General features: G+C 71.3%; 11 protein-coding genes and 2 tRNA genes. 6 read left to right on the top strand and 7 right to left on the bottom strand.

The genetic code is table 11. The features are described from left to right. Window positions 1–1,161, bottom strand: a 1,161-nt coding sequence (locus G6045_RS33280) for a nickel transporter (RefSeq protein WP_165335907.1), incomplete at its 3' end; no start/stop codon positions are given. After that, window positions 1,158–2,492: a tetratricopeptide repeat protein gene (locus tag G6045_RS33275; RefSeq protein WP_328707991.1), complete on the bottom strand. Its 1,335-nt coding sequence runs from the start codon at window positions 2,490–2,492 to the stop codon at window positions 1,158–1,160. The genes G6045_RS33275 and G6045_RS33280, both read right to left, overlap by 4 nt. A 238-nt stretch (window positions 2,493–2,730) precedes the next feature. On the opposite strand from G6045_RS33275, the gene G6045_RS33270 reads away from it, so the two are divergent. The 3 genes from G6045_RS33270 (at window position 2,731) to G6045_RS33260 (ending at window position 5,308) form a co-directional block, all read left to right on the top strand. After that, a complete protein-coding gene (locus tag G6045_RS33270; protein ID WP_165335906.1) occupies window positions 2,731–3,105 on the top strand; it encodes an MmcQ/YjbR family DNA-binding protein in 375 nt (124 codons plus the stop codon). A gap of 119 nt (window positions 3,106–3,224) precedes the next feature. Next, window positions 3,225–3,298, top strand: a tRNA-Pro gene (locus tag G6045_RS33265). Window positions 3,299–3,463: 165 nt separating this feature from the next. After that, window positions 3,464–5,308, top strand: coding sequence for an ABC transporter ATP-binding protein (locus G6045_RS33260; RefSeq protein WP_165335905.1), 1,845 nt, complete (start codon window positions 3,464–3,466; stop codon window positions 5,306–5,308). A gap of 33 nt (window positions 5,309–5,341) precedes the next feature. Here G6045_RS33260 and G6045_RS33255 read toward each other — a convergent pair whose 3' ends face one another. Then, entirely contained in the window at window positions 5,342–6,352 is a 1,011-nt protein-coding gene (locus G6045_RS33255; RefSeq protein WP_206344521.1) for a LacI family DNA-binding transcriptional regulator, read from the bottom strand. Window positions 6,353–6,528: 176 nt separating this feature from the next. On the opposite strand from G6045_RS33255, the gene G6045_RS33250 reads away from it, so the two are divergent. Together G6045_RS33250 and G6045_RS33245 are read left to right on the top strand one after the other, a co-directional pair. After that, window positions 6,529–8,643, top strand: a complete 2,115-nt coding sequence (locus G6045_RS33250; RefSeq protein WP_165335903.1) for a PQQ-dependent sugar dehydrogenase — start codon at window positions 6,529–6,531, stop codon at window positions 8,641–8,643. 59 nt (window positions 8,644–8,702) lie between these two features. After that, window positions 8,703–9,455 (top strand): cobalt-precorrin-6A reductase, encoded by a 753-nt coding sequence (locus G6045_RS33245; RefSeq protein WP_165335902.1) that lies wholly within the window; start codon window positions 8,703–8,705, stop codon window positions 9,453–9,455. A gap of 80 nt (window positions 9,456–9,535) precedes the next feature. Here G6045_RS33245 and cobF read toward each other — a convergent pair whose 3' ends face one another. After that, window positions 9,536–10,300, bottom strand: coding sequence for a precorrin-6A synthase (deacetylating) (gene cobF, locus G6045_RS33240; protein WP_165335901.1), 765 nt, complete (start codon window positions 10,298–10,300; stop codon window positions 9,536–9,538). Window positions 10,301–10,304: 4 nt separating this feature from the next. After that, entirely contained in the window at window positions 10,305–10,823 is a 519-nt protein-coding gene (locus tag G6045_RS33235) for a DUF309 domain-containing protein (protein ID WP_165335900.1), read from the bottom strand. 85 nt (window positions 10,824–10,908) lie between these two features. On the opposite strand from G6045_RS33235, the gene G6045_RS33230 reads away from it, so the two are divergent. Beyond that, a tRNA-Pro gene (locus tag G6045_RS33230) sits at window positions 10,909–10,982 on the top strand. A 62-nt stretch (window positions 10,983–11,044) separates the two neighbouring features. Here G6045_RS33230 and G6045_RS33225 read toward each other — a convergent pair. Together G6045_RS33225 and G6045_RS33220 are read right to left on the bottom strand one after the other, a co-directional pair. Next, window positions 11,045–12,790 (bottom strand): cellulase family glycosylhydrolase, encoded by a 1,746-nt coding sequence (locus G6045_RS33225; RefSeq protein WP_165335899.1) that lies wholly within the window; start codon window positions 12,788–12,790, stop codon window positions 11,045–11,047. Between the two features lie 101 nt (window positions 12,791–12,891). Then, entirely contained in the window at window positions 12,892–13,614 is a 723-nt protein-coding gene (locus tag G6045_RS33220; RefSeq protein ID WP_165335908.1) for a FadR/GntR family transcriptional regulator, read from the bottom strand. Between the last annotated feature and the right edge of the window lie 196 nt (window positions 13,615–13,810).

Below are 13,810 nucleotides of genomic sequence, written 5' to 3'. Positions count from 1 at the left end.
GTGGCTGTGGCTGTGGCTGTGGTCGTGCCCGTGGCTGTGCCCATAGCTGTGCCCGTGCCCATGGTCGTGCCCATGCCCCCACCCCCGCCCCGTGCGCGCCGTCCGCCACAGCAGCACGCCCACCGCCACGACGAGCGCCCCGCTCACCACTCCGAGCAGATGCATCAGCCCCTCGGCCGCGAACGCCGCGGACAGCGAAAGGAGCAGGCCGAGCGCGAGCACCCCGGCCGTGTGGGTGAAGGTGACGGTGGCCCCGACCGTGACGGCGTCGCGCACCGAGCCCCGGCGCCCGGCCAGACACGCGGCGAGGACCGTCTTGCCGTGCCCCGGCAGCAGGGCGTGCCCGGCGCCGAGCAGCACCGAGAGCCCGATCGCGGCGAGGCCCACCGGCCAGGTCAGGCCGTCGTGTGCGGCCAGGGAGGACAGCCGGCGGTCGAGCCCGGCCGTCCAACTGTCCTCGCTCATCGGACCGTTGACCCCGACCGCCGGGGTTCCGGCCTCTGCTGACCCGACCGCGTACCGCACCCGCGCCGTCCGTACGTCCGGCGGATCGTCGAGCAAGTCCTGCGGATAGCTGCGCAGTTCACCGGAGAGGCTGCGCTCCGGGACGTCGCAGGACACGATCCGCATCCCGGGCCCGGCACTCGCCGTGACCTCACGCCAGCCGATCCGGCCCTGTCCGCCCCGGTCGGCGAAGGCGAGCTCCCCGGGACCCGACTGCGGGAGCGAGGCGATGAGGCGGCAGCTGATCCGGCTGACGGGCAGACCGGCCTGCCCCGGCAGCTCGCGCATCCCGCTGTCCGCCACGCGCCACGTCAGCTCGTCATCGCCGGTCACCTCGGCCCGTACGTCCTGAGCGAGCTGCGCACAGACCGAGTCGGCATGCGCGGCCAGCTCACCGGCCTCCAGGCGGCCGTCACGGTCCAAGTCCACGGCCCGCTTGGCCTGGAGCGTGGGGATCTCGGCCCGGTCGATCACCGCCCGGTCCTCGATACGGCCGGAGGTGATCTGCAGACCGTGGTAGCGGCTGACGGTGAAGTTGCCCAGCGGATGCGCGGACGCGACCGTCGGCGTGCCGGCCGCCAGGCCCGCGAGCACCCCGACGACGAGGCCCCAGCGCCGCACCCGGGCCGGCCGGCGCCGTCGCCCCGCCCAGGTCATGAGGCGCCGCCCGCGCGCAGCGCCTTGCGGGCCGCGCGTGCATGGAGCGGCGAGAAGTGCGGATTGGCCCGGAGCGCGGCCGAGAACAGCCGGCGCGCCTCGCCCTCACGGCCAAGGGCGCGTTCGATCTCGCCACGGTGATAGGCGAAGGAAGCGGGCCGCCACCCCAGCTTCGCGGCACTCTCCGCAGGCCCGGCGGCCTCGGCCGAACGCCCCGCGCGGTGCAGCGCCCACGCGAGCCCGTCCGCGACAAGCACGCTCTTGCGCCGGGACCACTCGGCGCCGAGTTTCCGTACGGCGACGGCCGGGTCCCCGTGGTCCGCCTCGAAGAGCCCGAGGGTGAGGTCGTCGTCGGCGCCCTGCTCTTCGAGGAGCCGGACCTGGGCCCGCAGCAGCTCGTACTGCGACTCTGCCTCGTCGCCCCGGCCGAGCGACTCGAGGAACTCCCCGTGGAGCAGGACGTATTCGGGCAGGGGCACCCGTTCCGTCAGCGTCCGGTAGTCGGCGAGCGCGGCCTCGGTGCGGCCGAGCGCCGCACGCGCCTTGGCGCGCCCGGCCAGGGCGGCGTGCGCGTCGGGGTCGGCGCGCAGCGCTTCCTCGTAGTGGGCGTGGGCCCGCGCGGGGCGGCCGCGGTCCCAGTCGAGCTCGCCGAGCCGGTGCAGACAGAACGCACGCTCGGCGGGCACGGCCGAGTCCTCCAGGGCCCGGCGCAGCGCGCCCTCGGCCTCCTCGGTCCGGCCCTGCATCTCCAGCTCGTAGGCGGCCCGGGTGAACGCCGCGACTCCCGGCTTGAGATCGAGCAGCCGCTGCACGGCCGCGGTGGCCCGCGGGTAGGCGCCGAGCTGGGTGTATGCGTCGGCGAGGACGGGGTACACGGTCCAGTTGCCGGGCTGGGCGCGCCGGGCCTGCTCGCCCCAGCGCCTGGCGGCGGCGAAGTCGTGCCGGGCGTTGGCCAGCGTGCCCATGCCGACCAGGGCCGTGACATTGCCGGGCTGGAGCGCGAGCGAACGCTTCAGGGCCTGTTCGGCCTTCCCGTAGTACGAGAAGTCGGCGGTGCGTCTGGCCTGCTCCAGGTATCCGAGGGCCAAGCCCGCCCAGACCGTCCCGTCGTCGGGGTGCTCCCGCAGCCAGGCCCGCCGGGCCTCGATCTGTCCGGGCACGTCCTGCGCGCCGGCCGCGGTCGCCGGATTCCCGTGGACGGGCCGCGGTGGGGTGTCGGGGGAGAGGGAAAGCAGTCCGGCCGTCACGGCCGCGACCACCACACAGGCCAGGCCCGTCGCGGCCGGCCGGTGGCCGAGGGCACGCAGAGTCTTGATCGTCTTGCCGGTCACCCGCACACTGTGCGCCGCCGTGGCGGCGCCTCGGTGCCACCGGTACGACTATCAGGCGCAAGACCACTCGGTCGGCTCATCCAGCCCGCGGGCGCGGGGCGTAGCGGAGTCTCGTACGGGGCGGTGCCGCAAGGGAATTGGCCCAGGGTGCGGCTGCCGCCCGGCGGCCGCGGATCACGGGGTGGAAGCAGGCCCGAAGCCGCCCACCCGCACGCGGGCCATGTCGTACCGTCTTGCCATGACCGCAGCATCCGCCGCCCCCACATCGGACGACGTCCGCGCCATCGCGCTCGCCCTGCCGGAGACCACGGAGAAGATCGCCTGGTCGATGCCGACCTTCCGGGTCGCGGGGAAGATGTTCGCCACCATGCCCGAGGAGGAGACCTCGATCGCGGTGCGGTGCCCCAAGGAGGAGCGCGACGAGTTGGTCCTGGCCGAACCGGAGAAGTTCTGGATCGCCGACCACGAGGCGTCCTTCGCATGGGTGCGGGTCCGCCTGGCCGCGCTCGACGACCTGGACGAGCTGCGCGCGATCCTGACGGACTCCTGGCTGCAGGCCGCACCGCCGCGCCTTCTGGAGCTGCATCCCGAGCTGAGGGTGGCCGTGGAGTAGGTCACTCGCGGGCGGGCCGGCGGGTGTCCGCCGGATAAAACGGGTTCACGACCACCGGTCCAAGTGCGGTATTGTTTCCGTGCGCGTTCGACCAGGGGAAAGCCCAGGTCAGCGAGCACCGGGACGTGGCGCAGCTTGGTAGCGCACTTGACTGGGGGTCAAGGGGTCGCAGGTTCAAATCCTGTCGTCCCGACGTATTGCGTCGGTTGCACTGAGTGATCGGTGCAAGTGAAGGGCCATCTTCGGATGGCCCTTTTTCGTGCCTCCGGCCGGAAAAAACGCTTGGACGGTGCCGAACCCGTCGCGGGACACTGCTCCCTCGTTTCCAGCGGGGACAGGGCCGGACAGGACGGGATGAATGGAAGCACCTGAATTACGCAAGGCCGCACCACGCAGCGGTGCGGTCCTGCTCGCACTGCGTCACTACCGCGGAGAGCTGGGCAGGCTCCGCAGGTTCACGATCCCCGCGCTGCTCCTACCGGCGCTGGGCAACATCGGCACCCACTACATCGCGCCGCTGGTGGTGGCCAAGCTCGCCGGGCGCATCGCCGACGGCGGCGACTCCTCGGCCGGCGCGGTCATGCCGTACGTGCTCGTCTTCGCCGCTGTGCTGCTCCTGTCGGAGGCGCTGTGGCGGGTCGGCCTGCACTGCCTCAACCGGCTCGACGCACTCGGTGTCGAGCGGCTCTACGCGACCGGCATGGACGCGCTGTACGCCAAGGACGCGGCGTTCTTCCACGACAATTTCGCCGGCTCGCTGACCAAGCGGGTGCTCAGTTTCGCCTCCCGCTTCGAGGAGTTCGTCGACACCCTGACCTTCAACGTGGTGGGCAGGATCGTCCCGCTGGTCTTCGGCTCGGTCGTGCTGTGGACGTATGAACCGCTGCTCGTGGTCGGCCTCCTCACGATGATCGCGCTGACGGCGGCCTGCGTGGTGCCGCTGATCCGCCGCAGGCAACGCCTTGTCGCCCGGCGCGAGGCGGCCATCGCCCGGGTCTCGGGCCATGTCGCCGACAGCCTGGCGAACATGGACACGGTCCGTGCGTTCGCCGCCGAGGAGCGCGAGGCCGCCGAGCACCGCGCGCGGGTCGCGGACTCGCGCCGCCTGATGCTGCGCTCCTGGGACTACGGCAATCTGCGCATCGACACCCTGGTCGCACCGATGTCGGTGGCCACCAACGCGCTCGGCCTGCTGCTCGCCGTCACCCTCGGGAGCACGCACGGGGTGGAGGGCGTCGTGGTCGCGTTCACGTACTACGCCAACGCGACCCGGATCATGTTCGAGTTCAACCAGATCTACCGCCGTATCGAGAGCTCGATGACGGAGGCCGCCCAGTTCACCGAGCTGCTCATGGAGGATCCGACGGTCCTCGACCCGCCGTCGCCGCAGGCGCTGCTGCCCGGCACCGGCAGCACCGGTGTCCGCTTCGAGGAGGTGTCCTTCGCGTACGCGGGCGGTCCGAGGCTGTTCGAGGGGCTCGACCTGGAGGTGGCCGGCGGTTCGCGGGTCGGCTTCGTCGGCCGCTCGGGCGGCGGCAAGACCACCCTGACCAGGCTGCTGCTGAGGATGACGGACATCGACGGCGGCCGGATCCTGGTCGGCGGCCAGGACATCGGCAAGGTGCGCCAGGCCGAACTGCGGAGCCTGATCGCTTATGTACCGCAGGACCCGGCCATGTTCCACCGCACGCTCGGCGAGAACATCGCCTTCGCCCGGCCCGGTGCCACCGACGCCGAGATCCGGCGGGCGGCCGAGGCGGCGCACGTCACCGAGTTCGCCGACGCCCTGCCGGACGGCTTCGACACCCTGGTCGGCGAGCGCGGCGTCAAGCTCTCCGGTGGCCAGCGCCAGCGCGTCGCGCTCGCCCGTGCCATCCTGCGCGACGCGCCGATCCTGCTGCTCGACGAGGCGACCAGCGCTTTGGACTCGGAGAGCGAACTCCTGGTGCAGGAGGCGCTGTGGCGGCTGATGGAGGGCCGCACGGCCCTGGTGGTCGCCCACCGTCTGTCCACGGTCGCGGGCATGGACCGGCTCGTCGTCCTCGATCACGGGCGGATCGTCGAACAGGGCTCCCACCAGGAGCTGCTTGCCGCCGACGGCACGTACGCCAAGCTCTGGCTGCATCAGTCGGGAGGCTTCCTCGACGATGGGCCCGCGGTGCCCGAGCAGGGTGTCAAGGTGGCGGTGAGGGACGAGCGCTGACCGAGGGGCGCCGGGGATCTCCCCGGCGCCCACTCACGCGTAAGGCTCTGCCGTCGAAGCCCGCACGATCAGCTCGTACGACGTGGGCTTGCGCCGTGGCCGGCCGGCGGGCGGGCGCAGGGCCAGGGTGAGGACCTCCTGGCCCATGCGGGCCAAGGGGAGTCGGACCGTGGTCAGGCCGGGGGCGAGGTCGGCCGCGTAGGAGACGTCGTTGAAGCCGACCACCGACATGCGCTGGGGGACCGCGACGCCCTCGGTGCGCAGGGCGGAGAGTACGCCGAGGGCCATCGCGTCGTTGAGGGCGATGATCGCCGTCGTGTCCGGGTGTTCGCGCAGGATGCGTTCGGCCGCGTCGTGGCCGCCGTCGCGGGTGAACTCGGCGTGCATCACCGGGACTTCGGACATGGGCAGGCCTGCGCGTTCCAGTGCCACCGCGACCCCCGCGAGCCGGTCCACGACCGTCGAGAGCTTCGCGTCCCCGGCCGCGACCGCGATCCTGCGGTGGCCGAGCGAGACGAGATGCTCCGCGATCGCCTCGCCGCCCTCCTTGTTGGCGGGACGTACCGCGTCCGCGCTCAGCGCATGGCGGCCGATCACGGTGAGGCGGCCGCCGGCGCTCTGGAAGGCGGCCAACTCCCGTTTGGCCGCGGCCTCCAGGCTCGGGTCCACATAGCCGGAGCCCGCGATGATGATGATCCCCACGCGCTGGGCGATCAGATGCCGCACCTGCCGCAGCTCGCTGTGCGGCTCACGGGCCGAGGTGCAGATCTGCACGATGAGGCCGCGCTCACCGGCGGCCTGGATCACGCCACTTGCGATCTCCGAGAAGTACGGGTCGTCGATCTCGTGCACGATCAGGCCCACCGTGGACGTGGCGCCGCCCGCCAGGGTGCGGGCGTGCGGGTTGGCCACATAGCCGAGTTCGCGCGACACGCTGCGGACGCGCTCCGCCACCTCCTCGCGGACCCCGTCGCGTCCGGCGAGCGCCCGGGAAGCGGTTGCCAGCGAAACACCCGCGCGCTGCGCCACATCGGCAAGGCGCACGGGTGAGCGTGGTCGGGAGGGTCGGGGCATCCGTCACCGCCTCTGAACTGGGGCTTGTGAACTGGTAGTTGCCGGGCCGTTGTGCAGTTCCTGCGACGTGGCACATAGTACGCAAGCGCTCCCGAAAGCGCTTGCTAGAGCTGAGAGTCGGACCCTTCGATCCGAATGGAGTTGGCATGTACGTGCCTGCACGTCGGTGGGGCGGCAGTTCGCCGCTGCTCCTGCTGGTCCCGCTGGCCCTGCTGCTTTCCGCGCTCTGGGCCGGTACGGTCCGGGCCGCTGACAACGTTGCCGCCCCGCCTGCGGCCGCCGCTCCGATCCTCGATCCGATGCCCGAGCCCGTGCAGTCCGGACTCGGCCTGGTCCTCGAGGAGTACGCCCGGTTCCCGAAGACCGAAGCCGTGCCCGGCCCGGTCACCGACCCGCGCCTGATGCGCCATGCCCGCATCAACGCGCTCGTCGAACTCCCCGACCGCACCGAGCGCAAGGCCGTGCCCGACCTGAACGGGCAGCTGTACCTGGTCGAGGACGGCAAGCAGCCGCAGCTCTACCTGGACATCGCGGGGACCTTCGCGCCGCAGTTCTTCGCGAGCCGCGGGATGGGCCAGGGCTTCGGCTACGTGACCTTCGACCCGGGCTTCCGCAAGAACGGCCGTTTCTACACGGTCCACACCGAGGCCGCCTCCGCCACGGGCGCGGTCCCCGACTTCCGCCAGGCCGCGTCCTCCACGTATCACGGCGTCATCACCGAGTGGACCGCGAAGGACCCCTCGGCCGCCACCTTCGAGGGGACCCGTCGCGAGGTGCTGCGCATCGGCTTCAACGGCCAGGTGCACGGCATCCAGCAGATCGACTTCAACCCGACGGCCCGCCCCGGCGACAGCGACTACGGCCTGCTGTACGCGGCGGTCGGCGACGGCGGCACGGGCAAGTCCAACGCCGAGCCGGGGACCCTCTCCCTGCCGCACGGCAAGATCCTGCGGATCGACCCGCGCGGCACCGACGGCGTCAACGGCCGGTACGGGATACCCGCGTCCAACCCCTTCGTGGGCAAGCCCGGCGCGCTCGGCGAGATCTACGCGTACGGCATGCGAGACCCGCACCGCTTCAGCTGGGACAGCGGGCGCGGCCACGCGATGTACCTGGGGCACATCGGCGAGCACGCCATCGAGGCCGTCTACGAGGTGCGCGCGGGCGACAACCTCGGCTGGAGCGAACGCGAGGGCGCCTTCGCCTTCGACCGGAACGCCACCAATCCGTGCCACCGCATCCTGCCGCTGCCGGCCGACGACGAGAAGTACGGCTACACGTACCCCGTCGCCGCCTACGACCACAACCCGCCGCCCGACTGGAACTGCACCGCGGACGTGGGGCGCGCCATCGCGGGCGGCTTCGTCTACCGCGGCGCCGAGGTGCCCGAGCTGCGCGGCAAGTACCTCTTCGACGATCTGGTCGACGGCCGGGTCTTCTTCACCGAAGCCGACGCGATGCGCCGCGGCCAGGAGCCCGCGCGGATCAACCAGTTGATGATCTACGACACGTCCGGCAAGCGCACCACGATGCCGGAGCTCGCCGGTGACAAACGGGTCGATCTGCGCTTCGGCCAGGACGCGCGGGGCGAGCTGTATCTGCTCGCGAAGGCCAACGGCAAGATCTGGAAGGTCGTCGGGACCAAGCGCTTCGCCGACTGCCGTACGAACGGCACCGAGCTCAACCACGTGATGGACGGCGGCAATTGGGCGCCCGTCACCCCGGCCAAGTGGCAGTTCCCCGGCCGTGAGGCGATCCTCGCCGAGGCCGGAGCGGCCCGTCCCGGACCCCGCCGGCCGTTCGAGTACGCGGTCCTGGCCAAGGGGCCCGCATTCGGCTCGGTGACGATCGAGGGCGAGGTGCGGCTCGACACTCCGGTGTCCGTGAGCAACCGTGACGTGATCATCGTGTTCGGTCATCAGTCGGATACGAAGTTCTATTACGCCCATCTGTCCCAGGACAACACCATCTATCCGCACAACGGCATCTTCGTCGTCGATGACGCCGACCGGCTCCGCCTCGACCACCAGTGGGACGGCGCCAAGGGTGCACCCCCGGCGGTCACCGACGAGGCCTGGCACGACGTGAAGGTCGTGCACTGCGCCGAGTCCGGTGAGATCGCGGTGTACGTGGACGGTGCGCGCGATCCGCTGATGACCGCGGCCGACAAGACCCTCCCGGGTGGCCGGGTCGGCTTCGGCTCCTTCGACAACACCGGACGGCTGCGGGAGTTGGAGGTCCGCGGCACACCGCTGCGCTGAGCGCACGGCGGCCCGCCGGGGGATCCGTCCCGGCGGGCCGTGATTGACTCGGTGCCGTTATGAGTACGCACGTCCTGATCCTCGGCGGCACCACCGAGGCCCGCGCCCTGGCCACAGCACTCGCCGACCGTCCGGCCTGCCGCGTCACGACCTCGCTCGCGGGCCGGGTGACCTCGCCCGCCCGCATCGACGGCGAGCTGCGGACCGGGGGCTTCGGGGGAGCCGCGGGGCTCGCCGCGTGGCTGCGCGAGCAGCAGGTGGACGTCCTGATCGACGCCACGCACCCTTTCGCGGCCATGATCAGCGCCCACGCGGCCGAGGCCGCGGCCCACTGTGCGGTGCCCGTGCTGGCGCTGCGCCGGCCCGGGTGGAGCGCCGGCCCCGGTGACGTATGGCATGACGTGCGCTCGCTGCCCGAAGCGGCCGCGCTGCTCCCCGAGTTGGGACGCCGGGTGTTCCTGACCACCGGGCGGCAGGGGCTTGCCGCCTTCGCCGGGCTCGCGGGCCACTTTCTCGTACGGTCCGTCGAACCGCCCGAGCCGCCCCTGCCCGCCCGCACCGAAGTGCTGCTCGCGCGGGGGCCGTTCACTGTGGCGGACGAGCTCGAGCTGCTGCGGACGCACCGTATCGACGTCCTGGTGACCAAGGACAGCGGCGGCGCGGCGACCGCGGCGAAGCTGGTCGCGGCGCGGGAGCTGTCCGTCCCGGTCGTCGTGGTGCGCCGCCCGCCCGTGCCGGCGGGGGTGCCGTCGGTGCCGGACGTCTCGGGCGTGCTCGCCTGGCTGGACGGGAGCGCGGACCACGGGCGTTGAGCAGCAGCGCTCGGCAGTAGGCGCTCGGCATCGGGTGCTCAGCTGCAGGTGCTCAGTTGCAGGTGCTCAGCTGCGGGTGCTCAGTCCTGGCGCCGCAGCAGATACGTGTCCATGATCCAGCCCTTGCGCTCGCGCGCCTTCGCCCGCAACTCCTCGATCCGCGGCCCCGCTTCGGCGATCGGCCCGGAGACGAGGATCTCGTCCGGTGTCCCGAGGTAGGCCCCCCAGAAGATCTCCAGATCCTCCTCGGCGTACGCCCGGAACGACTGGTGCGCGTCCAGCATCACCACCACGTCGTCCACTCCCTCGGGGAACCCCTCGGCGAGCCGCCGCCCGGTGGTGATCTGCACCGGACGCGCCACGCGGTTGAGGCCCGTGCGGTGCTTGGCGACCAGCGCCGAGACGCTGCTGATACCCGGCACGACCTCGTACGTGAACTCCGTACGCCCCTGCTCGAGGATCTCGTCGAGAATCCCCAGCGTGCTGTCGTACAGCGAAGGATCGCCCCACACCAGGAACGCACCGGTCTCGTCCGAGCCGAGCTCCTCGGCGATCAGCGCCTCGTAGATCGCGGCCCGGCGGCTGCGCCAGTCGTCCACCGCCGGTGCGTACGCGGTGCCACCGGCACGCCGGTCACGCTCCGGATCGCGGGCCTCGGCGACGCGGTACGAGCCCCCCGGCAGATGCTCCGCCAGCATCGCGCGCCGCAGATCCGTGAGGTCAGCCTTGACCTCGCCCTTGTCGAGCAGGAAGAAGACGTCCGTCGCCCGCATCGCCTTCACGGCCTGCAAGGTCAGGTGGTCGGGGTCGCCCGCGCCGATGCCTATGACATGGATGGTTCGCACCCGGTCAGTCTGCCGTACGGGATTCCGTCCCCGGCCGGGGCCTCAGGACCGGTGCCTCGCGGGCGGCGTCCACGAGTGCCTCGAGGCGCTCGACACGGTCCGCCAACTCCTCGGCCCAGGAGGTGAGTCCGGGCCCGTCGATCCCGTACGGCGGGTCGCCGAGCCCGAGCGTGCCCCGCCGCAGCAGCCGTGCGCCGCCCTTGCGGTTGCCCCGGGCGGCATGGGTGAGCCCCACGGCGAGCTGGGCGAGCCCGCGCCACAGCGCCTGTTCGCTCTCGGGCCCCGACTTCCAGGCGTCCTCGAACACCTCGTGCGCATGGAAGGGTTTCCCCGCGTCGAGCAGCGCCTGCGCCTCGTCGAGCGTCTGCCGCGGCGTACGCACGACCCCCTCCGGCTGCCGCTCGACCCCCTCGGTGCCATACGGAAGCGGACGGCCCAGGCCGTCCCGAGGCCGGGCATTACGGGCACGCCCCTCCTGGTCGCGGTCGCGGTCACCTGTCGATTGCGCATCGTGTTCGCTCACCCCTCGATTGTCCCGGGGCGGGCGCAACGGCGCAGGTCCGGGGTGAGGTATGGTTCTTTCTCGTGAGCGCGGAACACTGCGCGAACGGGACGTGGCGCAGCTTGGTAGCGCACTTGACTGGGGGTCAAGGGGTCGCAGGTTCAAATCCTGTCGTCCCGACAGTTCGCTGAGTCGAACGTCGTAGAAGAGAGGCCGTTCTGTGAACGGCCTCTTTCTGTTTCTCAGGACGTCGAGCCGCTCACCGTCTCACCCGACCTGGTCACGTAGTACGTCGTGGTGGTGCCGCTCCAGAAGTGGAAGGTCAGCTTTACGCGTTGGCCGTCCTTGAGGGTCTTGAGGTAGGCGGGCGTGAGGTTGATCGTGTTCTGTGTGTAGTCCGGGGCGAATGTGGTGTTGAACTGCTGGTACGGGGTCCAGTCGAGCGGGCCGGCCGCGGTGCCGTCGGCGTAGGTGGATTCCATCGTTGCCAGGACGTCGCCCCGGAAGTGGGTGGGAATCGCGTAGGTGTCGGACGTGCCCGCAGCGTTTGCCTGGAGCGGCTTCTCGTACGTCCGCACCTGGATCCGCCAGGGGACACCCGTGGAGAACGCGGCATGCAGTGTCGCGTTGACGCCGGGGGAGCGGTCGCCGGCGAGCCGGGTGAGGGTGGTCGCCTTCAGGGTGAGGTTGTTGCCGGTCAGGGTGTAGTCCCTGTCCTTGACCAGGGTGGTGGTGCCCTGCTTGAGGCTCTTGAAGGTGGCCCCGTTGGGGTCGAGCGTGAGGGTGCGGTCCTTGAGGGGGCCCGACTTCGGTACGAAGACGGTGGCGGACGAGGCCGTGCCCGAGCGCGTCGTCCAGCTCGAGCTGATCTGCCGGAACAGGCCGGCGTCCTTCCACTTCAGCGCCTTGCGGTCGTAGAAGGCGCCGTTGTCCCACAGGGTCGTGGTGACCTTGTTGGTGCGTGCCGCGTGTCCGAACGCCTCGAAGTACTTGAGCATCTCGCCGCGTTCGACGGCGCCGGGGCCGTGGTCGAAGCCGAGCAGCCCGTATTCGCCCATGACGACGGGGATGCCCTGGTCGACAAAGGTGTCGTTGATGTCCTTGAAGGTCTTGGTCAGATTCGCCTCGACCGTGGCGTCGAAGCGGGTGACGCCCGCGTTGTTCACGCTGAACGGCCAGTAGCCGTAGTAGTGGACGGTCGCGATCAGGCGCGGGTCGTTCAGTGACTTGATCGTGGCGGCCAGGTGCCGCATCAGCTGCGGGTCCGGGGTGCAGACCTCGGTCGGCAGCATGAGCAGACGGTTCTCGTTGCCGCCGCCCGAGGTGCGCACGATGCGGTGGAACACCGTGTTCAACTCGTCGAGCAGCTCGGCCTTGCGGGCGGCGTCCGCGTGGTCGAACTGGGGCTCGTTGATGCTCTCGAAGACCAACTGCGCGGGCGCGTCGCGGAACGTCGAGGCGATCTGGTTCCAGGTCGCCTCGAAGCGGGCGAGCACCTTGTCGTGATCGGTGGCCATCGCCTTGGTCCACTGCCACGAGTCGTGGTGGACGTCGATGATCACGTAGAGGCCCTCGGCGAGGGCCCAGTCCACGACCTCCTTGACCCGGCTGAGGTAGGCCGCGTCGATGGTGTGGCCGGGGGCCGCGCCTTGGTGGTCGCTCCAGGTCACAGGGACACGGACGCTCTTGAAGCCCTGGGCGCGGACCTCCTTCAGGAGGGCCTTGGTGGTACGGGGCTGGCCCCATGCCGTCTCGTCCGGGACGGCGTCCAGGCTGTTGCCGAGGTTCCAGCCCGGCTGCATCGCGGCGACGGCGGCGCTCGCGTCCGCCGGGACCGTGGCGGCGCCGGCCCGGGGCCGGGCCTCGTCGCCGAACACGCCGAAGGCGGTGCCGTACGCGAGGACGCCCCCGGCGATCAGGGCCAGGGGAGTCCCGACGGCGAATCCGATCCGGCGTCGGCGGTGGCGTGGGGGGTGTTGGTTCTGCATGGCTTGTCCGTTCTGCAGCGCAAGCGGTCAGCCCCCAGTTGCCGCCGACGCCTCAGCGGTTGCCGTGGCGGATACTTCAGGTCGCGGGCAGGCCAGGCCATTCACGGCGCGGGCAGCCCCGGCGATTCCGCGACCTCGCGTTCCGCCGCGGTGATGAGGCCGGTGACCGCGGCCGCCGCGTCGGCCCCCCGGCCCGCGGCCACCGCGTCGAGGACGGCCCGGTGTCCGGGCAGTGAGGCGGCGATGGCCCCGGGGGTCTGCGTACTGATCGCGAAGTGATGCCGCAGGGCCACGTCGATGGCGCGCCCGAGGGAGCCGAGCAGACGGTTGCCGCCCGCGGCGAGCAGCGTGCGGTGGAAGGTGGTGTCCGCCTCCACGTAGGCCGCACTGTCACCGCGGGCCTCGGCCTCCTCCATGTCCGCCAGCACCGCCCGCAGCACGTCGAGATGGTCGACGCTGCAGTGCTCCGCCGCGAGGCGCGCGGCCTCCGGTTCCACGATGCGGCGCAACTGGCCGGTCTCGCGCAGGAGTTGAAGCGGCTCGCACTCCTGCTGCCAGCTCAGGACGTCCTCGTCCAGGTGGTTCCACTGCTCCGGGGGCAGTACGCGGGTGCCCGTACGCGGCCGTGTGGTGAGCATGCCCTTGGCGGCGAGTGCCTTCACGGCCTCGCGCAACGCGCCCCGGCTGACGTCCAGTTGAGCGGCAAGGCGGTCCTCCACCGGAAGTGCGGCGCCGACCGGGTAGCCGCCCGAGACGATGTGGCGGCCGAGGACGTCGATGAGCTGCTGATGGCCCGTCCGGCTCTTCCGCGTGATCGCCGGTATGGCCTCCGCGTGCTGCGCGGCGCCGTTGATCCCGGCGATCCCGCGTGCCTCCGCTGTTTTTTCCACGATCTTGTGCACACCCCCTGGACGACTTCATCGAATCATTCAATGATTGCCCGCATTGTACGCGCTCCGTCACCAACGCCCCCTGGAGACGTCCCCGATGACCGACGCCGACCGCATACCCTCCCCGCCC

Source organism: Streptomyces mesophilus (assembly GCF_011044995.1).
Taxonomy (GTDB): domain Bacteria; phylum Actinomycetota; class Actinomycetes; order Streptomycetales; family Streptomycetaceae; genus Streptomyces; species Streptomyces mesophilus.
This window is presented reverse-complemented; position numbering and strand designations above follow the sequence as displayed.

What these genes read in the sequence shown, in the direction of transcription:
- G6045_RS33270 (WP_165335906.1), top strand. Translation starts at nt 2,731, where the DNA reads ATGACCGCAGCATCCGCCGCCCCCACATCGGACGACGTCCGCGCCATC.
- G6045_RS33260 (WP_165335905.1), top strand. Translation starts at nt 3,464, where the DNA reads ATGGAAGCACCTGAATTACGCAAGGCCGCACCACGCAGCGGTGCGGTC.
- G6045_RS33250 (WP_165335903.1), top strand. Translation starts at nt 6,529, where the DNA reads ATGTACGTGCCTGCACGTCGGTGGGGCGGCAGTTCGCCGCTGCTCCTG.
- G6045_RS33245 (WP_165335902.1), top strand. Translation starts at nt 8,703, where the DNA reads ATGAGTACGCACGTCCTGATCCTCGGCGGCACCACCGAGGCCCGCGCC.
- G6045_RS33225 (WP_165335899.1), bottom strand. Translation starts at nt 12,790, where the DNA reads ATGCAGAACCAACACCCCCCACGCCACCGCCGACGCCGGATCGGATTC.